The 26,076-nt window shown below is 48.3% G+C and carries 22 protein-coding genes and 2 riboswitches; of the genes, 9 read left to right on the top strand and 13 right to left on the bottom strand.

The features are described 5' to 3' along the window. Positions 1-213: 213 nt before the first annotated feature. From glnA to JYJ62_RS05430, 4 genes are all read left to right on the top strand, one after another. Complete coding sequence (gene glnA / locus JYJ62_RS05445; protein WP_205341180.1) at positions 214-1,620, top strand: type I glutamate--ammonia ligase; 1,407 nt, start codon at positions 214-216, stop codon at positions 1,618-1,620. A 149-nt stretch (positions 1,621-1,769) separates the two neighbouring features. After that, positions 1,770-3,257 (top strand): tRNA uracil 4-sulfurtransferase ThiI, encoded by a 1,488-nt coding sequence (gene thiI, locus JYJ62_RS05440; RefSeq protein ID WP_205341179.1) that lies wholly within the window; start codon positions 1,770-1,772, stop codon positions 3,255-3,257. A 142-nt stretch (positions 3,258-3,399) separates the two neighbouring features. Further along, entirely contained in the window at positions 3,400-5,217 is a 1,818-nt protein-coding gene (gene typA, locus JYJ62_RS05435) for a translational GTPase TypA (protein ID WP_205341178.1), read from the top strand. A gap of 207 nt (positions 5,218-5,424) precedes the next feature. Beyond that, positions 5,425-7,326: a PhoX family protein gene (locus JYJ62_RS05430; RefSeq protein ID WP_205341177.1), complete on the top strand. Its 1,902-nt coding sequence runs from the start codon at positions 5,425-5,427 to the stop codon at positions 7,324-7,326. A gap of 93 nt (positions 7,327-7,419) precedes the next feature. Here JYJ62_RS05430 and JYJ62_RS05425 read toward each other — a convergent pair whose 3' ends face one another. From JYJ62_RS05425 to JYJ62_RS05405, 5 genes are all read right to left on the bottom strand, one after another. After that, positions 7,420-8,040 carry a trimeric intracellular cation channel family protein gene (locus JYJ62_RS05425; RefSeq protein WP_205341176.1) on the bottom strand — a complete coding sequence of 207 codons (621 nt, stop codon included), beginning with the start codon at positions 8,038-8,040 and terminating at the stop codon, positions 7,420-7,422. A gap of 23 nt (positions 8,041-8,063) precedes the next feature. Further along, positions 8,064-8,163: riboswitch (glycine riboswitch) on the bottom strand. Positions 8,164-8,165: 2 nt separating this feature from the next. Continuing rightward, positions 8,166-8,257: riboswitch (glycine riboswitch) on the bottom strand. A 117-nt stretch (positions 8,258-8,374) separates the two neighbouring features. Continuing rightward, complete coding sequence (locus tag JYJ62_RS05420; protein ID WP_205341175.1) at positions 8,375-8,914, bottom strand: DUF3299 domain-containing protein; 540 nt, start codon at positions 8,912-8,914, stop codon at positions 8,375-8,377. Positions 8,915-8,957: 43 nt separating this feature from the next. Then, positions 8,958-10,226 (bottom strand): ABC transporter permease, encoded by a 1,269-nt coding sequence (locus JYJ62_RS05415; protein ID WP_205341174.1) that lies wholly within the window; start codon positions 10,224-10,226, stop codon positions 8,958-8,960. A 2-nt stretch (positions 10,227-10,228) separates the two neighbouring features. Beyond that, positions 10,229-10,942, bottom strand: a complete 714-nt coding sequence (locus JYJ62_RS05410; RefSeq protein ID WP_205341173.1) for an ATP-binding cassette domain-containing protein — start codon at positions 10,940-10,942, stop codon at positions 10,229-10,231. Positions 10,943-11,008: 66 nt separating this feature from the next. Beyond that, positions 11,009-11,587, bottom strand: coding sequence for a DUF2796 domain-containing protein (locus JYJ62_RS05405; RefSeq protein ID WP_205341172.1), 579 nt, complete (start codon positions 11,585-11,587; stop codon positions 11,009-11,011). 244 nt (positions 11,588-11,831) lie between these two features. Between JYJ62_RS05405 and gdhA the strand changes: the two genes are divergently transcribed. The 4 genes from gdhA to JYJ62_RS05385 all read left to right on the top strand — a co-directional run bounded on the left by gdhA (position 11,832) and on the right by JYJ62_RS05385 (position 18,094). Then, a complete protein-coding gene (gene gdhA, locus JYJ62_RS05400) occupies positions 11,832-13,169 on the top strand; it encodes an NADP-specific glutamate dehydrogenase (protein WP_205341171.1) in 1,338 nt (445 codons plus the stop codon). Between the two features lie 187 nt (positions 13,170-13,356). Beyond that, positions 13,357-13,671 (top strand): TraR/DksA family transcriptional regulator, encoded by a 315-nt coding sequence (locus tag JYJ62_RS05395; RefSeq protein ID WP_205341170.1) that lies wholly within the window; start codon positions 13,357-13,359, stop codon positions 13,669-13,671. Between the two features lie 305 nt (positions 13,672-13,976). Next, positions 13,977-16,373: a Lon protease family protein gene (locus JYJ62_RS05390; RefSeq protein ID WP_205341169.1), complete on the top strand. Its 2,397-nt coding sequence runs from the start codon at positions 13,977-13,979 to the stop codon at positions 16,371-16,373. A 299-nt stretch (positions 16,374-16,672) separates the two neighbouring features. Continuing rightward, a complete protein-coding gene (locus JYJ62_RS05385; RefSeq protein WP_205341168.1) occupies positions 16,673-18,094 on the top strand; it encodes an aspartate ammonia-lyase in 1,422 nt (473 codons plus the stop codon). A 57-nt stretch (positions 18,095-18,151) separates the two neighbouring features. On the opposite strand, the gene JYJ62_RS05380 is transcribed toward JYJ62_RS05385, so the two are convergent. The 8 genes from JYJ62_RS05380 to JYJ62_RS05345 all read right to left on the bottom strand — a co-directional run bounded on the left by JYJ62_RS05380 (position 18,152) and on the right by JYJ62_RS05345 (position 25,449). Then, positions 18,152-18,670: a disulfide bond formation protein B gene (locus JYJ62_RS05380; protein WP_205341167.1), complete on the bottom strand. Its 519-nt coding sequence runs from the start codon at positions 18,668-18,670 to the stop codon at positions 18,152-18,154. A 108-nt stretch (positions 18,671-18,778) separates the two neighbouring features. Continuing rightward, on the bottom strand, positions 18,779-20,029 hold the full coding sequence (locus JYJ62_RS05375; RefSeq protein ID WP_205341166.1) for a heme biosynthesis HemY N-terminal domain-containing protein: 1,251 nt from the start codon (positions 20,027-20,029) through the stop codon (positions 18,779-18,781). A 2-nt stretch (positions 20,030-20,031) separates the two neighbouring features. Beyond that, positions 20,032-21,225, bottom strand: coding sequence for a uroporphyrinogen-III C-methyltransferase (locus JYJ62_RS05370; protein ID WP_205341165.1), 1,194 nt, complete (start codon positions 21,223-21,225; stop codon positions 20,032-20,034). Positions 21,226-21,235: 10 nt separating this feature from the next. Beyond that, complete coding sequence (locus JYJ62_RS05365) at positions 21,236-22,006, bottom strand: uroporphyrinogen-III synthase (RefSeq protein WP_205341164.1); 771 nt, start codon at positions 22,004-22,006, stop codon at positions 21,236-21,238. Then, positions 22,003-22,962, bottom strand: a complete 960-nt coding sequence (gene hemC / locus JYJ62_RS05360; protein WP_205341163.1) for a hydroxymethylbilane synthase — start codon at positions 22,960-22,962, stop codon at positions 22,003-22,005. The genes JYJ62_RS05365 and hemC overlap by 4 nt, the downstream gene beginning before the upstream one ends. Positions 22,963-23,057: 95 nt before the next feature. Then, on the bottom strand, positions 23,058-23,798 hold the full coding sequence (locus JYJ62_RS05355) for a LytR/AlgR family response regulator transcription factor (protein WP_205341162.1): 741 nt from the start codon (positions 23,796-23,798) through the stop codon (positions 23,058-23,060). Further along, a complete protein-coding gene (locus JYJ62_RS05350; protein WP_205341161.1) occupies positions 23,779-24,867 on the bottom strand; it encodes a sensor histidine kinase in 1,089 nt (362 codons plus the stop codon). Before JYJ62_RS05350 ends, JYJ62_RS05355 begins: the two co-directional genes overlap by 20 nt. An 81-nt stretch (positions 24,868-24,948) precedes the next feature. Then, positions 24,949-25,449, bottom strand: coding sequence for a GspH/FimT family pseudopilin (locus tag JYJ62_RS05345; protein WP_205341160.1), 501 nt, complete (start codon positions 25,447-25,449; stop codon positions 24,949-24,951). 155 nt (positions 25,450-25,604) lie between these two features. Between JYJ62_RS05345 and trxC the strand changes: the two genes are divergently transcribed. Beyond that, the gene (gene trxC / locus JYJ62_RS05340) at positions 25,605-26,045 is read left to right on the top strand and encodes a thioredoxin TrxC (RefSeq protein WP_205341159.1); all 441 of its coding nucleotides are present in this window, start codon (positions 25,605-25,607) and stop codon (positions 26,043-26,045) included. The last annotated feature ends 31 nt before the right edge of the window (positions 26,046-26,076 follow it).

Raw genomic sequence — 26,076 nt, 5'->3', positions numbered from 1 at the left:
GAGTCGCTTATTACGCTGTTTTTTTCTAATAGTGTAGGTTAGGGGCTAGCGCTGATCGCGGGCAACAGTCAAAATAGCACGCTGAATTTATATTACGCGTCTCGCCCTCGGTTTTGACACACTCCTTGTCTTGCCGAGACAGGAAATGTGGCGAGCGCACTGCCCGGAAGCCTGTTGCTGGGCGGGCACCTCGTTCATGAAATCTTGGAGACCATGATGTCAAAGTCGCTCGAACTGATACAAACCCATAACGCAAAATGGATTGATTTGCGCTTTACTGATATTGGTGGGCAACAGCACCATATCACTATGCCAGCTCGTGATGCTGATGATGATTTTTTCGAGCAAGGAAAGATGTTTGACGGCTCTTCTATGGCAGGTTGGAAAGGCATTGAAGCCTCAGATATGATCCTACTGCCTGATGACAGTACTGCGGTAATGGATCCTTTTACCCAAGAGCCGACTTTGATTCTAGTCTGTGATGTGATCGAACCATCCACCATGCAAGGCTATGACCGTGACCCTCGAGCGATCGCCTCTCGAGCCGAAGAATACTTAAAATCAACAGGAATTGGCGATACCGTCTTTGTCGGTCCTGAGCCTGAGTTTTTTATCTTTGATCAGGTTAAGTTTAAGTCTGATATTTCTGGCTCAATGTTCAAAATCTATTCTGAGCAAGCCGCTTGGAACAGTGACGCAGATATCGAAGGGGGTAATAAGGGCCACCGTGTGCCGGTTAAAGGCGGTTACCTGCCCACTCAGCCGAGCGATTATGACCATGAGATTCGTACAGCGATGTGTAATGCGCTGGAAGAAATGGGACAGTTTGTTGAGGTGCATCACCACGAAGTAGCCACCGCGGGTCAAAACGAAATTGGCGTGAGATTTAACACCTTGGTGGCTAAAGCTGACGAGGTACAGGCATTGAAGTATGTGGTGCATAATGTTGCCGATGCCTACGGCCGTACCGCGACTTTTATGCCAAAACCATTATTTGGTGATAATGGCTCAGGCATGCATGTGCATTTATCAATTTCTGCAAGTGGCAAAAATATCTTCTCTGGCGAGGGCTATGCAGGCTTATCTGATAATGCCCTGTACTTTGTTGGCGGAATTATTAAGCATGGTAAGGCGCTGAATGCGCTGACCAATCCATCGACTAACTCGTATAAACGTTTAGTTCCAGGTTTTGAAGCGCCGGTGATGTTGGCTTATTCTGCCCGTAACCGTTCGGCATCGATTCGTATTCCTTATGTGACCAGCCCGAAAGCGCGCCGTATTGAAGCACGTTTCCCTGACCCGTCGGCGAACCCTTATCTGGCCTTTGCTGCGCTGTTAATGGCTGGCTTAGATGGTATTCAAAACCGCATTCATCCTGGTGATCCAGCGGATAAAAACCTATATGACTTACCGCCTGAGGAGTCGAAACAGATTCCACAAGTGTGTGGTAGTTTAAAAGAGGCGTTGGAGGCCTTGGATGCAGACCGTGAGTTTTTATTACGTGGCGGTGTCTTCAGTAATGAATTCCTAGATGCTTTTGTGGCCTTGAAAGCCGAAGAAGAGTTACGTGTACGTACCTTTGTGCATCCGCTTGAGTATGAGCTGTACTACAGCTGCTAAGGCGATCAAATAGTTAGCGGGCAGGACAGTGCGCAGATTGTTGTGCAGTGTGTTGCTCGTTAAATGAGCATTTTTTAGAAAAAGATGCTATGATTTGTGCCCATTTTTGCGGTTGCTTTGGTAACCCATCTTAGCGATCTGTTTGCATAATGAAATTAATTCTAAAATCTTTTCCTGAAATTACCATCAAGAGCCGTCCAGTGCGTCGGCAATTTATGCGTCAGTTAGGCAAAAATATCCGTACGGTATTACGGGATCTTGACCCTGATGTAAAAGTGATTGGTGAGTGGGATAATTTAGAGCTATTTACTGCACTTGAAGATCCCACAGAGTTGCAAGAGTTGTATGCGCGCTTGCGCTGTACGCCAGGCATTTCACACTTCTTTCAAGTGCTTGAATACCCGTTGGGTGATTTTGATGAAATTACTCAGCACTGCAAGGCCCATTACGCTGATCTGTTAAAAGGCCGTACATTTTCTGTACGTTGTAAGCGCAGTGGTAAACATCCTTTTTCTTCTGTGGATGTTGAACGCTATGTGGGCAGTCAGTTGCGTCAACAATGTGCTGCATCAGGTATTAATTTGCGCCATCCTGATGTTGAAGTGCGTTTCGAGATTCGTGGCGAAAGATTGTTTATTGAATATGAACGTCACCAAGGTATTGGCGGTTATCCGTTAGGTACGGTGGAGCAGGCACTGGTGTTGATGTCCGGTGGTTTTGATTCCACTGTGGCAGCCTATAAGATGATGCGTCGTGGTTTATTAACGCATTTTTGCTTTTTTAATTTAGGCGGACGTGCGCACGAGTTGGGTGTTAAAGAAGTTGCTTATTACTTGTGGAAAAAGTATGGCAGCTCACATCGAGTTTTGTTTGTTAGCGTACCGTTTGAAGAAGTACTCGGTGATATTTTAGAAAATGTCGATGACAGTCATATGGGTGTCGTGCTGAAACGTATGATGCTTAAAGCGGCTGACGTTATCGCCGAAGATTTAGAGCTGGAGACCTTAGTCACTGGTGAAGCGATTTCGCAGGTGGCCAGTCAAACCCTGACCAACCTTGCCGTCATTGATAAAGCAACCGATAAGTTAGTGTTGCGTCCGCTGATTACTGAGCATAAACAAGATATTATTAGTACTGCAGTTGAGATCGGTACTGCTGCCTTTGCCGAAAATATGCCAGAATATTGTGGTGTTATTTCAGTGAGTCCGAAAACCCGCGCTAAGCTGGGCCGCGTTGTACACGAAGAAAGTCAGTTGGACGCGAGCATCTTACAGCGTGCGATTGAACGTACGACACGGGTTACTATGGATAAAGTCCTCGACGAATTGGGTAAAGATGTCCATGTCGAAGAAGTTAACCACGCACTACCAGGGCAGATTATCATTGATATCCGCCACCCTGATCAGGTAGAAGATCAGCCATTAATCCTCAACGGTATTGAGCAGCGCACCGTGCCTTTTTATGCGATTAATAGCCGTTTTAAAGATTTTGAGCCTAATCGTCAATATCTACTGTATTGCGATCAAGGTATGATGAGTAAATTGCATGCGCACCATTTATTGCATGAGGGTTATGCAAATGTGCGAGTTTACCGTCCTGACCCAGTGCAACGGCCGCGCGCAAGCAGTCACGCATGATGAGATACCTGTTATGGGTGTGTTTGTGGAGCTGTGTGGCAACGCCGCAACAGTTACGCCCACCAGACCCATAAACCCTACCACTTTGATTCGAACTGACGCGTTTTGCGTGCAGCCTACATATTTTACTTGAGATAAGCTTGTGATTGAGAATTTACGTAATATTGCCATTATCGCCCACGTTGACCACGGTAAAACGACCTTGGTTGACGCCCTGTTACGTGCATCAGGTACCCTAGACCGTAAAGAGCTCGACTCTGACCGCGTTATGGACTCCAACGACCAGGAAAAAGAGCGCGGAATTACTATTCTGGCAAAAAACACTGCTATTAAATGGCACGACTACAACATCAATATCGTGGATACCCCAGGCCACGCCGACTTCGGTGGTGAAGTTGAGCGCGTGATGAGCATGGTGGACTGCGTGTTGTTGGTGGTTGACTCCATTGACGGCCCTATGCCGCAAACTCGTTTTGTAACGCAGAAAGCGTTCCAGTCTGGTTTGAGCCCTATTGTTGTGATCAATAAAGTTGACCGTCCTGGCGCGCGTCCAGACTGGGTTGTTGATCAAGTATTTGACCTGTTTGATAACTTGGGTGCGACTGAAGAACAGCTCGACTTCCCAATCGTTTACACCAGTGCTTTGAATGGTACTTCAGGTTTAGATCCAGCCGAAATGACTGAGAACATGGATGTCTTGTTCCAGTCTGTAGTTGATTTTGTTAAGCCGCCAAAAGTTGATTTGGATGGTCCATTCCAAATGCAAATTTCTGCACTGGACTACAACAACTTCCTCGGCATTATCGGTATTGGCCGTATTACCCGTGGTCGTATTAAAGCCAACAGTCCAGTGACTTCGATTGATGTTGAAGGCAAGCGTCGTAATGGCCGTATTCTGAAATTAATGGGTCACCATGGTTTACACCGTGTTGAAGTTGAAGAAGCGCAAGCCGGTGATATCGTTTGTATCAGTGGTTTTGATCCCCTGTTTATTTCTGACACTTTATGCGACCAAGCACACGTGGAAGCATTGCCGCCGTTGAGCGTTGATGAACCAACTGTGAGCATGACTTTCCAAGTGAACGATTCTCCGTTCGCGGGTAAAGAAGGTAAGTTCGTTACCAGTCGTAACCTGAAAGAGCGTCTGGAAAAAGAATTACTGCACAACGTGGCATTGCGCGTTGTCCAAGGCGATGACGTGGACAAATTCAAAGTCTCTGGCCGTGGTGAATTACACCTGTCAGTACTGATTGAAACCATGCGTCGTGAAGGCTACGAGATGGGTATTTCCCGTCCAGAAGTTGTGATCAAAGAAGTTGACGGTGTTAAGCAAGAACCGTACGAAAACGTTATTCTGGATATTGAAGAACAGCACCAGGGTTCGATCATGGAGCAGTTTGGTCTACGTAAAGGTGAACTCACCGATATGGTTCCAGACGGCAAAGGTCGTATCCGTCTTGAGTACACTGTACCTTCACGTGGTTTGATTGGTTTCCGTAACCAGTTTATGACCATGACTTCAGGTACGGGTATTTTGACCGGTATGTTCAGCCACTACGGTTCAATCAAAACCGGTGAAGTCACTAGCCGTCAGCAGGGCGTATTGGTGTCTATGGCGACCGGTAAAGCACTGACGTACTCACTCGAAACTCTGCAAGAGCGTGGTAAGCTGTTCTTATCACCGGGTGAAGAGATTTACGAAGGTCAGTTGGCCGGTATCCACAGCCGTGACAATGACTTGGCGATTAACCCAACTAAAGCGAAAAAACTGGATAACATGCGTGTGTCTGGTAAAGAAGAAACCACAGCATTGGTTCCGCCAATCCGTTTCTCTCTTGAGCAAGCGCTTGAGTTCATCGAAGACGATGAGTTGGTTGAAGTAACACCTAAGTCGATTCGTCTGCGTAAGAAGTATCTGACTGAAAATGATCGTAAGCGTCATGGTCGTAACAAAGTCTAATTTGCGTTAGTAACATCAAAACCCGCACCGGCAACGTTGCGGGTTTTTTAATGGCTGCACACTACAGGTCGATGTTCAGCACTCGATTTTATTGCGCAACACCTCGCTCTGAGTATTCATCATCTTGTCATCTGTTGGTCATGCTTCTGACATCGACGCTCACTAAGCTGTGAGCTTCATAGTTGAGTTAATCGATGAGGCTGGATCATGAGTCAGTTTGAGCTGCAAGATGAGTTGAATCATCCACGTACGCAAACACCACAATTTACCCAAATGGTTGAGCAGGGTTTATCTCGACGTCGTTTTCTCGGCGCTAGCGCTGCTTTAGGTGCTGTGGCTTTTTTTACTATAGCTCCTCTTAGTCAGTCTATTGCAGCTGTATTAGCGCCGGCGGCGGGACCTCTGTTAGGTTTCAAAGCGGTACCTGTTAGTACGGCTGATACTGTTGTGGTGCCTGATGGCTATCAAGTCGAGCGTCTGATTTCTTGGGGTGATCCTTTGTTTACTGATGTGGCAGATTTTTCTAATCAGGTGCAGAACAACACTGTTGCCAATCAGCAGCGCCAATTTGGCGATAACAATGATGGTATGAGCTTGTTTTCTGTGGACGAGAATACCGCTATTTTGGCCGTCAACAATGAGTACACTAACTACGAGCTGATGTTTGCGCATCAGGGCAAAAAGATGACGGCTGCTGATGTGCGCTATGCACAGGCTGCGCATGGCGTATCGGTGCTGACTTTGGTGAAGCAGGCGCAAGGCTGGCGCTTTGCAAAGGACGGCCAGTTCAACCGCCGTATTGATGCCAATACCCCGATGCGCATCAGCGGTCCAGCTCAAGGTCATGCTTTGTTGCAGACTAAAGCCGACCCCAAGGGTGAAATGGCTTTAGGTACTTTTAACAACTGCGCCAATGGTATGACGCCTTGGGGCACCTATTTAACCTGTGAAGAAAACTTTAATGGCTATTTTGGCAGTGATGCGGCAGTAAAGCTGAGCCCAGCTTTTGCTCGTTACGGTATTGCCGCTGAAGACGCCGGTTACAGTTGGTACAAATTTGATCCGCGTTTTGATTTAGCGCAAGAGCCCAATGAAGCCAATCGATTTGGCTGGGTGGTGGAAATTGATCCGCATAGCCCACAGGCGATACCGGTTAAACGAACGGCCTTAGGTCGCTTTAAGCATGAAAACGCAGAGTTGGTGATTGCTGCAGACGGTCATGTGGTGGTGTATCTAGGTGATGATGAGCGTGGTGAGCATATTTATCGTTTTGTCAGTCGTAACACATACAACCCTACTGATCAGGCTGCTAATCGTGACCTGCTCGACGATGGAGATTTGTTTGTCGCTAAGTTTAATGAAGACGGCAGTGGTGAATGGTTAAGTTTAGTCTATGGCGAAAATGGCTTAACTGCAGAGAATGGTTTTCATAGCCAAGCTGAGGTTTTAATTCATGCGCGTTTAGCGGCCACTCAAGTTGGTGCGACGACCATGGATCGGCCGGAGTGGGTTGCTGTGCATCCGCATGAGCCGATGGTTTTTTGTACCTTGACCAATAATAAAAATCGCGGTTTAAAAGACAATCAACCGGTTGGCGGCCCTAATCCTCGTGCTGAAAACCACTATGGACACATCGTGCGCTGGCGCCCCACAGCAGGGCAGCATAGCGCTAAAGGCTTTCAGTGGGATCTGTTTTTAATCGCGGGTAACCCCAGCGTGCATGGCGCAACCCCCTATGCTGGGTCGAGCAATATCACTGCCGAGAATATGTTTAACAGCCCCGATGGCATTGGTTTTGATCAGGCCGGACGCCTGTGGATTCAATCCGATGGTAACTATTCGAACCAAGGTGACTTTGCCGGACAAGGGAACAATCAGATGCTCTGCGCCGACCCTAAAACAGGCGAAGTGCGGCGTTTCTTAACGGGGCCGGTGGCCTGTGAAATAACCGGTCTGGCTTTTACTGCCGATCAGAAAACGCTATTTATCGGCGTACAACACCCCGGTGAAGAGCTGGAACCATCGCACTTTCCACTGGGCGGTGATTCAGTGCCGCGCTCCAGCGTGATGGTCATCACCCGTACCGATGGTGGCATTATCGGTACTTAGGTTGGGCATTGCTCGGCTGTCGTTGGTGTGTTCAGAACAGGCTTTAAGCTCGGCAGCATGCCTTAACTAAGGCGCCATGTAGCGCCTTAGTTATTAATCACCCCAGCGTCCTGGTGAGTAGGAAAATACTGGCAAGGACAGTTGCCAGCGGATGGCCGAGAGACGTAGAGCCAGTCCAAAACTGAAGGAGGCGAGGGTGTTGATATCGTCAGAGACGCCTTGCGATTTTAGGAACAAATAGACAATCGCTACAATCAGCGACACGCTGGCGTAGAGCTCATGACGCAAGACTTGTGGGGTGCGATTACACATGATGTCGCGCAGAATACCGCCAAAAATACCGGTAGTAATTCCCGCCATAATAATCACAGGTGTTTCATAGCCAAGCTTTAAGGCAACATTGCAACCAATGATGGTAAAGGCCACTAAACCCATGGAATCTAAGATCAGGAAAATCTGATTAAGCTTGTGCATAAAACGCGCCACTAACATCGTCGCGAGACCTGAGCCGATAGTCAGATAGATATAGGGCGGGTGTTGTGTCCATGTGACGGGGTAATTGCCCAGCAACATGTCACGCACGGTACCACCACCAAGCGCGGTGATAAAAGCGATCAGAGCAACGCCAAAGAGGTCCATATTTCGTCGTCCAGCAGCAAGTGCACCGGACATGGCTTCAGCAGTAATAGCAATCAGATAGATATAAGTCAGCACACAGGACTCCTGCAGACAGTCGCGCCTCTCCCTCTGTCCTGTGTACCTGAGAGTTTATGCAGCAATATGCCGCTTGCCCCTTCGGTGGATTGCCTAAAGCAATCGCTCTCCAGTTGGCGAATCTAAGTTGTTTCGCAGTACATGAGCCTGAGCGTTTATGGGAGTTTGCGCCTTCGGCGGAGCAGCTTTTAGCTGCCCTCTCTCCTGCGAGCGCGCATTATACGATGGCTGATCGGATAAAAACGATTAATTTGTAGCACTTTTAGTCTAGGGCTACACAGATTGTTGTTCTAATTGCCGATCTTGGCTGGCCCAAGAACACTGGAGGAGAGGGTTAACGATTTTTTTTGATCGCAGGGCTGTCAAAGACATAAGGGTATATTTGTTCTGCTTCAGCACGGTAGCCAGTATCGCCCATATCACTGCTAAAGGATTCAACACTGAGGGTGCCTTCAATCCAATAGGGCTGCCACATATCGCCTAAGGCAACCCCGCCTTCACTGGTGACGTAAACAATTTGATTCGACGGCGGCGGTGGTACATGGATGCAAGCACCAAAGTAGGGCACTAACAAAAACTCAGTAATACGACTGTTATCATCAATAGTCAGCGGCACGATATAGCCGGGTAGCTTAACTTTTAAACCATCCAGCTCAGGCACTATCGGTGCATTGGGGTGTTGTTGCTCAGCTGCAGGGCCGCTTTCTTCAGCGAGAATGTCAGCCAGTTGATTAAGGTTGTGCAACGGTGCTGGTGCTGGCAAGGGTGGTGCATCAGCGGGGACCATCTCTTCCCACTTTAGCGTGCGCAGCTCTGCGGCAAAGACTGTATTAACACTGCACAGCAGTAAGGTGATCCAAAATAGTTTTCGCATAATACAGGCATCTCTAGTTAATGCTATTGGTTGGTTTTAAGGCTTATAAACGGATATTTAAGCCGTCCGCTAAGGACTGTCGATAGGCACGCCATGCTGGAATCGCGCCCATTAATATCGCCGCGAGCAATACGACCGCAAGCAGTTTCCACTCATACAGCGTGGGTGCCGAGAGAGGGAGATACAAACCGTAATAGCTTTGCAACGGTGCTTGCGCGAGGGCTATACCAGCATAGAGTAAAACCACGCCGAGGAGGATTCCAGCGCCGGCGAGGGTCAAGGCTTCAAGAACCAGCAGGCTAGCAATATGCCAAGGGCGTGCGCCGACAGAACGCAAAATAGCCATCTCGCGGCGACGTTCATTGAGACTGGTTAGAATCGCGGTGAGCATGCCAATAAGACCGGTGAGCACCACAAACAGCGAGACCATAAACAAGGCTTTTTCGGCGGTGCCCATCAAGCTCCACAGCTCTTGCAGAGCAACACCGGGCAATATCGCTAACAAAGGCTCGCCGCGCCATTGATTGATTTCTCGCTGTAGAGCAAAGGTTGCGATTTTACTGTTTAAACCCAGCAGCATCGCGGTGATTGCTTTCGGCTGCAGATCCATTTGCAACGCTTGTTCGGCGCTGATTTTCCGATTGCCATAGGCGGGCGCACCCTGTTGCCAATCAATATGAATCGCTTCCATCCCCGCTAAAGCAATATGCAGAGTGCGGTCTACGGGTGTGCCGGTACGCTCTAAGATACCAACAGCGGTGAAAGGCTTATCATCGTGCTTGACTAAGCTAATGGTAGCGACGCCATGCGCGAGAACGATTTCCTGGCCCAGTTGATAGTTTAACGCGTCGGCAACCTCGGCACCCAGCACCACTTCAAAGGGCGCTTGGTTACTAAAGATGCGGCCAGCGCGGAGCTTTAAGTGCTGTTTGCGACCGTATTGATAATGAGTGAAGTAATCTTCAGAGGTACCTAGCACGCGATAGCCGTGATGGGAATCACCCAATGATAGCGGTACCGCCCATTTGACCTGCGGGTGCTGAGCAATGTGCTCGAAGCTACTCCAGCGGATATTATTGGTCGCGTTGCCAATTCGAAACACTGAGTAGAGTAATAAGTTGACTGAGCCGGAACGCGCACCAACAATTAAATCAGTCGAGCTGATGGTGCTAGCAAAACTGGCGCGGGTTTCCGTACGCACTCGCTCGACGGCCAAGAGTAGAGTGATCGACAGAGCAATAGCAAAGATGGTCAGCAGTGCTGTAAAACGGCGATTATTTAAGCTGCGCAAGGCAATTCGAAGTAAATGCACTTTTAAATCTCCTGCTTGCGTGTGGCACGGTTCAGTTGCGTGAGGTCAATGCTGCGGTCAAACAGTGTTGCCAGTGACTGATCATGGCTAACAAACAGCAGGCTCGCTCCAGCGGCTTGGCATTCGGCAAATAACAGCTGCAGAAAAACCTCACGACTATCAGCATCTAGAGCGGAGGTGGGTTCGTCAGCGATCACTAGTTTTGGCTGACCGATTAAGGCCCGCGCGGCGGCAACCCGTTGCTGCTGGCCGATCGAGAGCTCACCTGCCCGTTGCTGATGAAGCTCGGACGCCAGTCCTAAATGACTGAGTAATGTTTCTGCGGCGGCATGTATCGAGCCGTGGCGCTGAATCGCACGCAGTGTCCGCCGTTTCGAGAACTGGCATGGCAGTAACACATTCTCCAGTACGGATAAAAACGGCAATAAGTTGAATTGTTGGAAAATAAAACCGCTGTGATCCGCGCGAAAACGGTCGCGAGCACTGGCACTGAGTTGACTTAAATCTTGTCCCAGCAAGTGAATACTGCCGCTTTGCGCCAGTTGTACGCCGCCGAGCAAACCTAAAAGCGTAGTTTTACCGCTACCAGACGGGCCTTTTAAAAATAAACTCTGTCCAGGCTCAAGGCGAAACGTATCGATATCTAACAGGGTGGCTTGCTTAGGCCAAGCAAAACGCAAATTCTGCAGTTCGATAATCGGGGTGGAGGTGGTCATGATCAATCTCAGCAGCGGAGGAACGTAGAGCCTGCGCAGCACGGCTGGCGCAGGCACAGAGTGAGCTTACCAGTTTAGTACAGTATTGCTCTGTGAGAGTTCAACGCCGAGCTGTGCGGTGGAGGTCATCAGCTGTACGTTGATTTTTTCTGTGTGTGGAAATGCTTTAAAAAAACCGGCTAAATCGATGCTGTGTAATTTATCCGGTGTTGCGCAGTTAAATAGGTAACCTACCTGAATATCACTGTGGTTCTGTTCATCTTGAGCATCGGCATGTTCGTCATGCTCATGCTCATGCGCGTCTTGAGTGGGTTCGACTAGATCGTTTTCAATCGTTACTGCGCTCAGCACACACTGCGCTGCACTGGAGAGTTTGAATAATGCTTGCTCATTTTTCAAGGTAAGCTCTGCCTCAATCAATGCTTGTTTATCGTTTTCTGAGCTGGGCTTGTATTCAAAACCAAAGATATTCATCGTCGGACTTTCAAATTGCAGTTCGAGCTGCTGGTCGTCTAAGCCTACATTTAGTGTGGCAACGCCATGTACGTGAGCGTCTAAACTTTGTTCGTGTTCGTGTTCGGACGCAGCGATGCTGAGAGGGCTCAGGGCAAACAGGATAGGGGCTAATAAATAAGAGAAACGCATGCTAAAACTCCATTAATACATCATGATTTAGTTATAATATAACTTTACATCTATGTGCTATACATAAGCAAGTCAGCAGTAAAATGAGTGTTGCAATGGAGCTATTAAGGCGGATAGCAGGGTATAAGGTATATTTTTATTAAAAAAGTGTATGTTTTTCTATCGCAAGATGCCCTCGCACTGATAAAGTCAGGTGGTTTTGAACCATGACCGTACATGTACGGTTTGCTGAGGCTTTATTATTATGTCGCAAACTCTTGATGCGTTTTTATCTCATATAAAACAGCGTGACCCTGACCAGCCGGAATTTCACCAGGCGGTTGAAGAAGTGCTACGCACCCTATGGCCCTTCCTTGAGGATAACCCGCGCTATATGAAGGCTGGCATCATTGAGCGTATGGTCGAACCTGAGCGCGTGATTTTATTTCGCGTACCTTGGGTTGATGATGCCGGTAAAGTGCATGTTAACCGTGGTTATCGGATTCAAATGAACAGTGCTATTGGTCCCTATAAAGGCGGTCTGCGCTTTCATCCATCGGTCAATTTAGGTGTTTTAAAATTTTTAGCCTTTGAGCAAGTGTTTAAAAACTCTTTGACCTCATTGCCGATGGGCGGTGGTAAAGGGGGGTCTGACTTTGATCCTAAAGGTAAAACTGACAATGAAGTGATGCGCTTCTGTCAGTCGTTTATGACCGAACTGTTCCGCCATATTGGCCACAACCTCGATGTGCCCGCCGGTGATATTGGTGTGGGTGCACGTGAAATTGGTTATTTGTTTGGTCAATACAAGCGTCTAGCCAATGAGTTTACTTCGGTGTTGACCGGTAAAGGCATGACCTACGGCGGCAGCTTGATTCGTCCTGAAGCAACCGGCTACGGCTGTGTCTATTTTGCTGAAGAGATGCTGAAAAGCGTTAAACGTCGCATTGAAGGCCAGCGTGTGGCGATCTCAGGCTCAGGCAACGTGGCGCAATATGCCGCGCAAAAAGTGATTGAGCTGGGCGGTAAAGTAATTTCCTTGTCTGATTCCGGCGGTACGCTGTATATGGAAAACGGCATGGACAGCGAACATTGGCAGTATCTGATGGATTTAAAAAATATCCGTCGTGGCCGTATTGAAGAAATGGCTGAACACTTTGGTCTGCAGTACCTCGCTGGCCAGCGTCCTTGGGCGCTTAAATGCGATATTGCCTTGCCTTGTGCAACGCAGAACGAACTGACCATTGATGACGCCCGTACTCTGATTAAAAACGGCTGCATGTGTGTGGCGGAAGGCGCCAATATGCCATCGACACTGGATGCGGTTGACCTGTTTATCGAACAGGGTATTTTGTATGCTCCTGGTAAAGCGTCGAATGCGGGTGGTGTTGCAGTAAGTGGCTTAGAAATGAGCCAAAACGCCATGCGTTTGCTGTGGACTGACGGTGAGGTGGATGTCAAATTACATAGCATTATGCAGAGTATTCATGCCGCTTGCGTTAACTACGGTATGGAAAACGGTCGCGTAAACTATGTTAAAGGTGCCAATATTGCTGGTTTCGTTAAGGTCGCGGATGCGATGTTAGCGCAAGGTATTGTTTAACCTTTGATCCTTACGCTGTACTAGTAAAAATGCCTCGTTGAGTAATCACGAGGCATTTTTTTTGCCCTTGTTGTATCTTGATAGTCTGGTTGACACAGATTAGCGCTTTGCATGGCAGTGCGTTCTATAGATTGGATTTTAATTGTAGTCTCAATATTGATTTATCTATTTTTTAGAAGAGGTTGTTATGACTGACATTAAGCTACGTGCGCGCTTGGAAGCGCTGGCCAGTGAGTACAGTAATCGAGCAGACGCCATTGAGCGTGATTTGTCACGTGAGCATGCACAAAGTTTTTCTGAGCAAGCTACGGAGCGTCAAAATGATATGGTTTTGCAAGGTTTGTTAGCTGATGCACGTGCCAGTAACAAAGAGGTGCAGCAAGCATTAGTGCGTTTAGATGAGGGCACTTATGGTGAGTGCGAGAAGTGTGGTGAGCCGATTAGCGCGGCACGCCTTGAAGCCTTGCCCGCAGCCAGCTTTTGTATTAATTGCGCCGACTGAGTTATCACTGAGCGTGGGCTCTTAACCAGCGTGCAAGAACAGTATCGATAATCAACCCGTGTTTCGCTAAGGTTATCAATTTCGCGTAAGACCTCGTACTTTGATTGTGAGGGTGTCAATAGCGGAAAATAACACTAGCGGAACACCCCCATCACAGCGGTTGCAGCATCTTCACCGATTAGCTTTTAGTGCATAATCAGCCGTTAAACGGCCTTCTTTGTACTTCTGCCTTGCACAGAGCCACCAAGCAAGGCCAGAATGCGCCGTTCACTTCGCGGCGTGGCCGCTAGCTGCAAGGAATTCTAATGCCTGATTCAACTGTCAATGCACAGCGTTTATTACCAGAACAACTCACTCGCATCTTTAATGGGCAGTTCAACTTTACCAGTACGGCGGAACTTGAACCCTTAACAGGTGTGCTCGGGCAGGCTCGAGCTGTACAAGCGTTGCAGTTTGGTATTTCCATGCAGCGTCCAGGCTACAACGTGTTTGTCATGGGCGAGTCAGGGACAGGCCGTTTCTCTTATGTACGGCGCTATCTTACCGAACAAGCGAAACAACGCCCGACACCTTCGGACTGGTTGTATGTTAATCACTTTAGTGAAATGCGCGAGCCGCATGCACTACAGCTACCTCCCGGCGAAGGCAGTCGCTTTTGTGCTGATATCAGTGTGTTGCTGGATAATCTGTTAGCGACCTTTCCTGCGGTATTTGAAACACCGGCTTGGCAGCAGAAAAAAAGCGCCATTGATCGGAGTTTTAACCGCCGTTATGACAAAGCCTTGGATGTCGTTGAGAAGCTGGCGCTAGAGAAAAATATCGCTCTCTATCGCGATAGTATCAATATTGCTTTTACGCCGATGTTTGAAGGTAAAGCTTTAGATGAAGCTGAGTTTGCTCAGCGCCCAGAAATCGAGCGTGAGAAGTTTCATGCCGATATCGCTGTGCTTGAAGAGCAACTCAATAAAGAGCTATCTAGCTTGCCACTGTGGAAGCGGGAATCGGGTAATCAGCTACGACAGCTCAATGAAGAAACCATTGCGCTAGCATTGGAGCCTCTACTTGCGCCACTGACACTCAAATATGCCGAACATCCTTGCGTGGTCGACTACCTACAAGCGATGCAAACCAACTTATTAAAAACTGTGGTTGAGCAGTTGGTTGATGAGGAGCACAGCGATGCCATTGCGCGCAAATTATTAGAGGAGCAGTACAGTCCTAATTTAATCGTGGGGCATACGCCTGGTGAGGGCGCGCCGGTGGTGTTTGAATCACACCCCACCTACGATAATTTATTTGGCCGCATTGAATACAGTACTGACCAAGGCGTGCTCTATACCAGTTACCGACAATTGCGTTCGGGTGCTTTGCATGATGCCAATGGTGGTTATCTAATTTTAGAAGCGGAAAAACTGCTCTCTGAACCCTTTGTTTGGGAAGCGCTCAAGCGTGCATTGCACTCGCGACAATTAAAGATGGAATCGCCATTGGTTGAGTTAGGTCGTGTCGCAGCGGCTACTTTAATTCCACAAGTGATCCCTTTGCAGGTCAAAGTGGTAGTGATTGGCTCACGTGATTTATATTACGCATTGCAGGAACTGGATCCTGATTTTCAGGAAATGTTTCGTTTGTTGGTGGATTTCGATGAAGATATTCCTTTGACTGACGAGACCTTGACCCAGTTTGCACAATTGTTATGTGCCCGTACCACTGAAGAAGGCATGGCGCCATTGACCTCGGCAGCAGTAGAGCAGTTAGCCCGTTACAGTGCGCGTTTAGCTGAGCACCAAGAGCGCATCTCGGCAGGTCTTGCGGATTTGTTCCAAGTGGTCAGTGAAGCTGACTTTATAAGGCACAACGCTGGCGCAGAGCTCACAGATGCAGAGCATATTGAAGATGCCATTGCTGCTAGGATAACCCGTACTGGTCGTGTCTCAACGCGAATTATGGATGATATGTTATCTGGGGTTATTTTGATTGATACCCAGGGCGCCGCTGTGGGTAAGTGTAATGGCCTTACCGTACTGGCTGTGGGTGATTCAGTCTTTGGTGTGCCCGCTAGAATTTCTGCCTCAGTGTATCCAGGCAGTAGCGGTATTGTCGACATTGAGCGTGAAGTCAGTTTAGGTCAGTCGATTCACTCGAAAGGAGTGATGATTCTCACCGGTTATCTAGGCAGTCGTTATGCACAAGAGTTTCCCTTAGCCATTTCTGCCAGTATTGCTTTGGAGCAATCCTATGGTTATGTCGATGGCGACAGTGCTTCCCTGGGTGAGGTGTGCGCGCTTATTTCTGCTTTATCGCGCACGCCACTAAAACAGTCGTTTGCTATTACTGGCTCGATCAATCAGTTTGGTGAAGTACAAGCGGTCGGAGGAGTTAACGAGAAAATCGAAGGGTTCTTCCGCTTATGCCAGGAAAGAGGTTTAACCGGAGAGCAGGGCGTGATTATTCCACGCTCTAATATTATCAATTTGCTATTAAATAAGGCTGTGATTGCTGCTGTCAGCGCAGGGCAGTTTCATATTTATACTGTCTCTCATGTTGATCAAGCCTTGTGTTTGCTCAGCGGTGTCGAGGCAGGCTGTGCTGATACGGATAATGTTTTCCCTGACGGATCGATCAATGCTCAGGTTGTTGAGCGCTTACGCAGCATCGCTGAGCTGGATTTAGTGGATGATGAAGCTAAAACACCGAGCTAATAGAGTCGGCCTAGGATAAGCGTACACAGAGTTATCCACAGACGGCTTTGTGTACTATAGCAATTATTTTTCTTGATTTTATTTTATTATCGTTGTGAATCAATAGGTTACTGGTTTTTAATTCTGGCTTTTAGGTAGCGGCTTAGCTTTGCACAGATTGCCCACAGAGTTATCCACAGGTTGGAGTGGGTCGTTATGCCGCAGCTGTCGAGTACACAGGGTTAGCTTTAGGTGCTTGGAAAGTCTAAGATTTGCATCAACTATTATTTAAGAATTTCGGTTACTGGAGTGTATGACCTATGACGGCAACAGCGTTTCGTTCTGAACATGACTTATTAGGCTCTTTGCCCGTTCCTAAAGATGCCTATTACGGCATTCAGACGCTTCGAGCCATGCATAACTTTCACCTCTCGGGTGTTCCCTTATCGCATTACCCTAATTTTGTCAGTGCTTTGGCAATGGTTAAACAGGCCGCCGCCGATGCCAACCATCAGTTGGGTTACTTAAATGATAAAAAGCATACGGCTATTTCTGCAGCCTGTACCCAGCTGATTGAGGGTAAGCATCATGATCAATTTATTGTTGATATGATTCAAGGCGGTGCTGGCACTTCAACCAATATGAATGCCAATGAAGTTATTGCTAACCTTGCTTTAGAGACGATGGGCAAGGAAAAAGGTGAGTACAGTTTTTTACACCCTAATAATGATGTGAATATGGCGCAATCGACTAACGATGCGTATCCAACCGCTATACGTGTGGGTTTATTGTTAGGTCACAATGACTTGTTGGTCAGTTTGGAGCGCTTAATTGACGCATTTTCGCACAAGAGTGATGAGTTTGCGCATGTTCTGAAAATGGGCCGCACGCAATTACAAGATGCTGTGCCGATGACTTTAGGTCAAGAATTTAAAGCGTTTTCAGCCAACTTAACTGCGGATTTAAATCGCTTAAAAAGCTTAGCTAATGACTTATTTACCTCCGTTAACCTCGGCGGCACGGCCATTGGTACCGGTATTAATGCTGATCCGCGTTATCAAGGAATTGCCGTTGAACGTTTAGCGGCAATTTGTAGCTATCCCATTAAAGCCGCTCCAAACTTGATTGATGCCACCTCTGATATGGGCTCTTTTGTGCTGTTTTCTGGCATGCTCAAGCGTACCGCAGTGAAACTGTCGAAGATTTGTAATGACTTGCGCTTATTGTCCAGTGGTCCACGTACCGGGATTAATGAGATCAACCTGCCCGCCCGCCAACCGGGTAGCTCGATTATGCCGGGCAAGGTCAACCCTGTGATCCCTGAGGCGGTGAGTCAGGTGGCTTATGAGGTAATAGGTAACGATCTCTCATTGACCTTGGCTGCAGAAGCAGGGCAGTTACAACTTAACGTGATGGAGCCGTTAATTGCTTGGAAGATGTTTGACTCCATTCGTTTGCTGCGACGCGCGATGGATATGCTGCGTGAACATTGTGTGGTGGGTATCACTGCCAATGAAGAACGTTGCCGTACGCTGATGGAGCATTCTATTGGTCTGATTACGGCACTTAACCCGTATATTGGTTATGACAATGCTACGCGGATTGCCAAACTGGCTTTAGAAAGTGGCCGTGGTGTACTGGAGCTGGTGCGTGAAGAACAGCTCTTAGACGATGTCCTACTCGCCGATATTTTACGTCCGGAAAATATGATTGCACCGCGTTTAGTGCCTTTAAAAGAGTAGCAGCTGACTATTTTCCTAGGGCTTGAGTCAATGGCTCAGCCCTAGGAAATTCTCTAGCTAGTTCGCAAAATGAGTATGACTCGCGGTATCTTTACGCAATAGAAGAAACAGCGCAAACACCAACATCGCGCTAAAGCTGACGATGCTGAGTTCAGCAATACTGAAACCTAATAATGTCCAGTCCACTTTGGCACAGTCAGCCGTGCCATGTAGCATTTTGCTGATAATTTCCTGCATGGGGAAGGCTTCCAGCATAAATTCCAGTGGCGGCAGGCATGCGGGCAGTTGATCCTCTGGTAAGCCTTGTAACCAAATTTGCCGAGCGGCTGTAGCTATACCAAAAGCGGCAGCCAGCATGGCGAAAAAAGCATAAATACGCTGACCCCATAGAGCGGGATTGTGCAAGGTTGCTAGCAAGCAAATTAAGCCAAAAAGGACAACAGCAAAACGCTGTACATGGCATAGCGGGCAGGGAACTAAGCCGACACTATGTTCAAGGTACAGAGCGAAAGCCATAAGACCTGTACAGCCTAAAAAAGCCAAGAAGAACAGCTGGCGAGTGGAGGGTAATTGCATTTAAATTCCTCGGTGTAGCATCAGGCTATAGGTGGTGGTGAGTCGCTGTGCGACAGATGAAAGCTAAACAAGGCTCAAGGTGGTAAACACGCTGAGCCTTGTGAAATATTACGACGATGCCGTTTCTTTTTGTAGTGCCGGTTGCGGTAGTGTCGGTAAAGAATCCTCTAATAGCTGGAAACTCTCGGCAAACAGCTGATTACTACGTTGCGTATCGCCTAAATGGCTGAGTAAACGTGCTAGTTCTGCACAGGTATGTGCTTGGCGGTGCAGACGTAAACTACTCTCGAAATAATCACGAGCTTTACCCCAGAGCTGATTGCGCAGGCTTAAGCGGCCTAAGGCACGCAGCAGTATAGGATGGTTCGGCGCTTGTTTTAGCCAACTCTCAGCCAGTTGCAACTGGCGTGCTGCATCCTGACCTTGAGTGCGCCCATACAATTCGATTAACTCGTCATTTAAACTATTTTTTAACGCATGACGCAGCAATGATTCCGCCTGTTGCTGGGCATCAAGACGCAGCAGCTCAGTAGCATAGGAGGCGACCAGTTGTGGGTCGTTTTTCAGCTTAACCGAGAGTCCTTGCCATGCGCTGTCTAACGATTTAAGTGCAGCTTGAGTATCCTGCTTAAGTGTGCAAATAGTCGCCAAACGTCCAGACCATGCTTGATGCTCAATACTTTGCAGTTGTTCGCTATTCAGACGTTTACATTTGCGTAATGCGGGGAGCAAGCCAATCAGTGCTGACCAGTCCTGACGCTGACGCAGTAAGGCTTGTAGACGCAGAAGAACTTCTGGATGCTGCGGGTGTAACTCGTGCATGGCTTGTAGTGTGACTTGTGCACCGGCGTCATCCGCGCGCTGCAGTTGTAAGTCAGCATGGGCTAAGGCGATGGCCACCTCGGCAGAGGGTTGTTTGATTAAGGCTTGCTCTAATAACTGGTCGGCTTCTTCGCTATACCCTAATTTCTCTGCGGCATTGGCAGCACCCAATAAGTAGACCAAAGGTTTTTTTTCACCTTCAGCAGCGCGGCGTAAATGGCGTAGAGCATCTTTCCATTGGCCTTGCGCTAGGTCCAAAATACCTTGCTCGGCAGCACGGCGTAAGCGGCGGCCTTGGTTGCGTCGTGACCAGGGGTTAACCAACCCGGTTGAAACGAAGGTCATTTTAATTAGCGCACGTAAGCCATACAGCACGGCAAATACGCCAGCGAGAACTGCAAGGAACATCCAGAGGCTTGACTCATAGCGAAATGATTTCCACGAAATCAGCACATAGCCTGTGTGTTCAGCGATAAACATGCCGAGTGCAGCAGCGCAGGCCACCACAACCAGCAAAATAAGGTAGGTCCGTTTCATAATCAGTTGGACTCCTCTGTGCCAGGCTCTTGAGGGGTTGAACGGGTATTAATATAGGCTTGCAAGGTTATCAGTGCGGCATTTAAGTCTGGCAGCTCTTCGCTGACTTTTTGCTCGTGCAGTTCGCTGAGCTGAGTACGTAAGCTGCTAACGCTGCTGTCTTTCACACTAAAGTGAGCCTCTAAAATAGCCAAGGCTTGTTGCAATGCTTGTTGGTATACCTCGGTTGCGCCATTGAGAGCGGCCCACTGTGCTTGCTCTAAGGCTAAACCTAAGGCAAGACGTACTTGTGTCAAACTTTGTCCGGCTAACAGAGGTTGCACTTGTTCGCTAGCATTAAAGTCGATACGTACATAGCGCGAAATTTGCTCCCACCACTGGGCCCAGCGTCCTGGGCCGTCACCTTGCGCAACGTCAGCTTGCTGACCTTGGCTTTGAATAAACTCAGGCGCTAAGTGAGTCAGTTGACTGGCTTGCTGATGCAAAGCACCGAGCTGCACAAATAAGCCGGTACGGTCTAAAGTACTGCTGCTGTTCAGAGCGGCGATGCTGTTCGCTAATTGTTCGCGTGCGGCAAATGCGGCTGGATCATCTTGTTCCATTAAAATCTGATCAGCGGCTTGTAAAAGAAAGCGCGCACTATTGGTATCGTGTAGCGCGGTTAAGCGCAAACTGGCCATGCGCAGCAGATGCTCGGCTTCCGCTAAACGCCAATCTTGACGGCTGGCGCCTAAAATGGTCTCTAGGCGTTGCGATAACAATTGTTGTTCGGCCTGTACACTGGCCAAAAGCTCACGACCTTGCTGTAATTGGCTGGCCGATGGCATTTGTGCCAAGGTTTGGCTGAGTTGTTGTTCACGTCCTGCTAGATCTTTGGTTTGTGACAGCATGCTCGAAAGCTGTTGTTGTTGCTGTGCACTCAGATCATTGGAAGCTTGGATTTGTAGCACACTCCAGACCCCAGCGCCCAAACCACCTAAGCCAAATAATAAAGCAAGTACGGCTAAACCTTTGCCTGATGAGGATGTTGTCGGCTTACTGGCCGGCGTTGCTGTGCTTGCTGATGGTTTCGCCGCTGTTGGCTTAACTGTCGACTCCTTGTTTGCCGGTTGCTCAGGTTTAGACGTGTTATTTTGTTGAGCTGGTTCTGCTGCTGTAGCGGCTTTAAGGTCGGGCTTTTCTGAAGATTGAGTCATGATTAAATCCTTATGCTGTTGGTACGGCATGCGCGGTCAAAGCCTTTAATAAAGCCTGGTTACTAGCTCCCCGACAATCAATCACATGCTGTGCGCCTAACTCTTGGGCAATATGTGCAACGCGTGGACTGGGCACAAATAACGCTAAAGATGCTAGCGTTGACCATGCGTCCCCAGCTAATTCAATTAAGTGACGCAGTCCCTGCTCACTACTGACCACAAGACCATTGAGCTGTTGTTGTTGGATGCGCGTCACTAATGTATCTGTAGGATAAACGGGTAAGCTGCGGCGATAAAGCGGTAAAAAATCAACTTGCACGCCGCGCTGTTTTAATTGCTCGGCGAGAAAGTCACGGCCAACATCTGCTCGCATAATTAAAACGCGAGCATCTTCTATACTCGTGATCTCTAAAAACTTCGGCAGGGCTAATAAAGCTTCACTGTCATCACCCTGTTCAGGCCAGCTGACTGATAAACCATAATCAGCCAAGATACGCCCTGTTCCTGCACCGACGCTAAACCAGTGTTGTTCAGCGAGCGGTTGTGGCCAATATTGATCAACGCGCTGCAAGCCTAAGATTGCGGCGGGTTTGCTCACGACAATCACAGCACAATAGCGATCAAGATTGAGTATCTGCGAGCGTTGCGCAGGCGTTTCTAGCAGCGCTTCAATTTCTAAGAGCGGTAAGCTACTGCTATAGATCTGCTGTTCGGCCAACAGCGCAGCCAACACTGCGCTGTCCGCTGTGGGCCGCGTAATTAACACGCGCCACTGTTTCACGTTACAGGTGTCTCTTCGGCGTAGAGTGCGGCAAGGATTTCGCCCGCACCTTGGGCTAAGAGGTCTTTAGCTACAGCAATACCTAAGGCTTCAGCATCATCTTTATGCGCACGCTGTTCAGCGCGCAGCAACACCGATGCGTCAGGCTGGCCAACAAAGCCACGCAACCATAACTGTTCATCTTCTAATACTGCATAGCAGGCGATCGGTACTTGGCAGCCACCATTGAGATGTTTATTGAGTGCGCGTTCAGCGCTAACACGAACTGCCGTATCAGCGTGATGTAAAGGTTTTAATAATGCATGAATCTCGCTGTCATCGCTGCGGCATTCGATACCCACTGCACCTTGTCCTCCGGCAGGCAAGCTACTGCTGACATCTAAGCTGCTACGAATCCGTTCAGCAAAGCCTAAGCGCAGTAAGCCGGCCGCAGCGAGAATAATGGCATCGTATTCGCCGGCATCCAGCTTGGCTAAACGGGTATTGACGTTGCCGCGTAAAAAATTAATCTGTAAGTCTGGGCGCTGAGCTAATAGCTGTGCTTGGCGACGTAGGCTGGATGTGCCGACAATGCTACCTTGTGGCAAGTCCTCTAAGCAGGCGTAGTTGTTGGAAACAAAAGCATCGCGTGGGTCTTCACGCTCACAGATGCAGTACAAACCTAAACCGGGTGGAAACGCCATTGGCACATCTTTCATCGAGTGCACAGCAATATCGGCTTCTTTGGACAGTAGAGCACTTTCCAGTTCTTTAACAAAAAGGCCTTTGCCGCCAATTTTTGATAAAGGTGAATCAAGCAGTTGATCGCCCCGACTGACCATCGGCACTAAGGTCACGGTTAAGTGTGGGTGAGCCGCTTCAAGTTCGGCTTTAACAAATTCTGCCTGCCACAACGCTAAAGCGCTTTTGCGGGTGGCAATACGAATTTCACGGACAGACTGTTCATTTGCAGACATAGTTATGATCCAAAGTTATCAATTCTCATAGTAGGGATGATAACAGGCACAGCGCAGGCTTGCCTCATGCGCGCAAGCAAGTTTTCTGCAGACCGTTAGAGTTGGTCCATTAATTTACGTACGGCAGCAACATGACGACGGCTGACGCTAAGCCCTTCTGGCACACCGCGCAGATGCAGCTCGTAATGTCCGCTGGGCGTACGCTGTAAACGTTCAATATGGTTGCGGCTGACTAAGGCATTGCGATGAATACGTACAAAACGCTCAGCAAACTCTTCTTCAAGGGATTTTAGTGATTCGTCAAGCAAGGTCTCCCCGTCGGTATGGCGCAAGGTGACATATTTATTATCCGCCACGCAATGGATAACCTGCTCCAGTGGAATCAGCTCAATACCTTTATGAGTGCGAGCGCTGAGATGAGTACGAGGAACGTTGAGGCTGCGCGGTGCACGCGATAAAGTCGCCAACTGTAGCGGACTCAGGTGCTGGGCTTTTTCTAAAGCTGCCAGCAACTGCTCAGTACGAACAGGTTTGACCAAATAGCCAATAGCGCTGACATCAAAGGCTTGCAAAGCATGCTCATCATGCGCCGTGCAAAATATAACCGCTGGTGCGTCACTTTGCTCGCAGAGCTGTGCTGCGACTTGCAGGCCATCTAAACCTGGCATGCCAATATCTAGCAGCAAAATATCTGGTTTTAAACGTGCCACCAGTTGTAGCGCGTCATAGCCGTTTTCTGCACTGGGCTGTAGCACTGTGCAATAGGGTATTTCTGTAAGCATTCGAGCTAAGCGTTCGCGAGCTAAAGGCTCATCATCAGCGATTAAGATCTTCATCTTGTTGTGGCGCCTCAGCTGAGGGTCTAGAGCAAGGATAGCTTAGACCTGTGGTGTGACGATTAAGGTGTTGTTGTATGGCTAATTGTGCTGTTGCACCAAACAGAGCTTTTAAGCGTGCCTCAATATTATCCAACGCTAAACGTGTTCCACGCGGGTTGTAGTTATTATTGCTCGGGGTAAAAGGATTGCTCACTTGCAACTTAAAAACGCCTTGTACATAGTCGGCATTGATTTCAATCGTGCCGCCTTCAATGCTCGGTTGAATACCATAAATCACTGCGTTTTCTAATAATGGCTGCAGGGTTAAATGCGGCATTGGCAGATCATCAGGTACAGCATCAATACTCCATACCACTAGTAGACGCTTGCCGAGTCGATATTGTTCAATGGAAAGGTATTGTTTTGCTAATGCGAGCTCATCTTTCCATGTCGACAGCGAGTCTGGCTTGGCTAAACTAGCACGGAATAAGTCAGATAAATCGAGCACCGCATGTTCTGCTTTATCGGGATTTGAGCCAATTAAACTGGCGATACTATTGAGGCTGTTAAATAAAAAGTGTGGATGGATACGCGCTTGTAGGGCTTGCAAGCGCGCCTTTAACTCAGCCTGCTGTTGACGTCGCCATTGGCTCTGCAAATAAAAATAACGCAGTAGTAGAGCGCACATAATTAAGCTGATTAAAGCGTAGCGAAGATATAAGTGCGTACGAGCCTCATGTGATAACTCTTCGGTAAGGTAAAAGTGCTCGGCAATTGCGGTACATAATAAGGTTAAGCACAGCACCAGTGTGCAGACAATCAGCACTGCCGCACCGGCCGGTAAACGGGCTAAGTAAGGGCGTGCACGGCATAGCGTGGCTGCAGAGAGTAAAACAATCCATTGTACAAATAATGAGGTTAGCGCCAAACGCATCCAGTCAAAGCCGGTCACCATCGGTTCAGCGAGAACCAGGACAAAAACTAACAACTCTGCCAATAGCACTAGACCCAGCAACGCTTCTGCTTGGCAGAGCTCCGGTAGGAAAAAATCATCCGTGGTTTTTGTGCTGTTATTCGATCTGTTCATATCCGCAGTGTTACCTGATGCTGTGGTGGGCGGCAAGTGTTGTTGTGGATATTATCGATAATAATTTATGCTCGTTGGCTATCAATTGCAGCGCGCCAGTTCTGCAACATTTTCTGTCGTGCTGGCGGTACGTAAGCGGCCTTGACGATTTAGAATCAGTTGCCAGCTGATCTCTTGCTTGTAGCAGCTATAAAAGCGGCCGTTACCCATTGGACTGATGCCATTACTATGAAATTTAATTGATGATTGAAACCCACTCCATTGCAAACGTCGTTGCTCTGTATTGAGTTGAGTGACGCTCACTGGTGTTAACTGGCTGGACTCACGCAGCAGCCAGCCCTGTGCCCAATCGTGATCACAGGATAACCCGTCGCCGCTACCGCATAACTCCACGCGGACACGGTGGGTCACCGCATAGGTGCGCGCATTCTGCACGGCTCGGGCAATTTGATTGTATAGGGCCTGCTGTTGATTGCGCTCGATGAAATCTTGCATCGACGGCAGCGCGACTTGAGCTAGAATCGCCAATAAGACCAGAACAATACACAATTCAACTAGAGTAAAAGCGCGTTGATGTTGCATAAACAAACAGCCTCCATGCCGTGAGTGTTTTTCCATCAATAGTTAAAGTTGTAGACTAAGAGGTCGCAATAAGCAAATAGCTGCTACTAGAAGGCTGGGCTATATAGTTAATAATTAGGTAAAGTAGTGCTGTGTTAAATAAAGAGGACGTCAAAATGACTGTATCTATTGTTGTTCCTTGCGCACATTGCGCGACTCTAAACCGTATTCCGAGTGATAAACGTGAAGCACAGCCACAATGTGGTTCCTGTAAGAAGAGTATCTTTATCAGCGAGCCGTTTGACCTGGATCAGGCAACTTTCAGCAAACAGAGTAAAGGCGATATTCCTTTATTAGTCGATGTCTGGGCCAGTTGGTGTGGACCATGCCGACAGTTTGCGCCGACCTTTACTGCAGTGGCTGCACAGTTAGCGACGCAGTGCCGCTTTGCTAAGTTAGACAGCGAAGCCCATCCAGCCCTTTCTGGTGAGTTGGGTGTGCGTTCGATTCCGAGTCTGATTTTGTTTCGTAATGGCCAAGAAGTGGCCAGACAAAGCGGTGCTTTGCCTTTGACGCAGTTATTGAGTTGGCTTAAACAGCACGGTGTACATAATTAAAGCGAGGACGGCATAACCCTGTGCCATCCTG

This window comes from Denitrificimonas caeni, from assembly GCF_905120345.1.
Lineage (GTDB): Bacteria > Pseudomonadota > Gammaproteobacteria > Pseudomonadales > Pseudomonadaceae > Denitrificimonas > Denitrificimonas caeni_A.
This window is presented reverse-complemented; position numbering and strand designations above follow the sequence as displayed.

Coding starts and splice junctions, on each gene's coding strand:
- glnA (WP_205341180.1), top strand. CDS start 214: ATGATGTCAAAGTCGCTCGAACTGATACAAACCCATAACGCAAAATGG.
- thiI (WP_205341179.1), top strand. CDS start 1,770: ATGAAATTAATTCTAAAATCTTTTCCTGAAATTACCATCAAGAGCCGT.
- JYJ62_RS05430 (WP_205341177.1), top strand. CDS start 5,425: ATGAGTCAGTTTGAGCTGCAAGATGAGTTGAATCATCCACGTACGCAA.
- JYJ62_RS05420 (WP_205341175.1), bottom strand. CDS start 8,914: ATGCGAAAACTATTTTGGATCACCTTACTGCTGTGCAGTGTTAATACA.
- JYJ62_RS05410 (WP_205341173.1), bottom strand. CDS start 10,942: ATGACCACCTCCACCCCGATTATCGAACTGCAGAATTTGCGTTTTGCT.
- JYJ62_RS05405 (WP_205341172.1), bottom strand. CDS start 11,587: ATGCGTTTCTCTTATTTATTAGCCCCTATCCTGTTTGCCCTGAGCCCT.
- gdhA (WP_205341171.1), top strand. CDS start 11,832: ATGTCGCAAACTCTTGATGCGTTTTTATCTCATATAAAACAGCGTGAC.
- JYJ62_RS05395 (WP_205341170.1), top strand. CDS start 13,357: ATGACTGACATTAAGCTACGTGCGCGCTTGGAAGCGCTGGCCAGTGAG.
- JYJ62_RS05390 (WP_205341169.1), top strand. CDS start 13,977: ATGCCTGATTCAACTGTCAATGCACAGCGTTTATTACCAGAACAACTC.
- JYJ62_RS05385 (WP_205341168.1), top strand. CDS start 16,673: ATGACGGCAACAGCGTTTCGTTCTGAACATGACTTATTAGGCTCTTTG.
- JYJ62_RS05380 (WP_205341167.1), bottom strand. CDS start 18,670: ATGCAATTACCCTCCACTCGCCAGCTGTTCTTCTTGGCTTTTTTAGGC.
- JYJ62_RS05375 (WP_205341166.1), bottom strand. CDS start 20,029: ATGAAACGGACCTACCTTATTTTGCTGGTTGTGGTGGCCTGCGCTGCT.
- JYJ62_RS05370 (WP_205341165.1), bottom strand. CDS start 21,225: ATGACTCAATCTTCAGAAAAGCCCGACCTTAAAGCCGCTACAGCAGCA.
- hemC (WP_205341163.1), bottom strand. CDS start 22,962: ATGTCTGCAAATGAACAGTCTGTCCGTGAAATTCGTATTGCCACCCGC.
- JYJ62_RS05355 (WP_205341162.1), bottom strand. CDS start 23,798: ATGAAGATCTTAATCGCTGATGATGAGCCTTTAGCTCGCGAACGCTTA.
- JYJ62_RS05350 (WP_205341161.1), bottom strand. CDS start 24,867: ATGAACAGATCGAATAACAGCACAAAAACCACGGATGATTTTTTCCTA.
- JYJ62_RS05345 (WP_205341160.1), bottom strand. CDS start 25,449: ATGCAACATCAACGCGCTTTTACTCTAGTTGAATTGTGTATTGTTCTG.
- trxC (WP_205341159.1), top strand. CDS start 25,605: ATGACTGTATCTATTGTTGTTCCTTGCGCACATTGCGCGACTCTAAAC.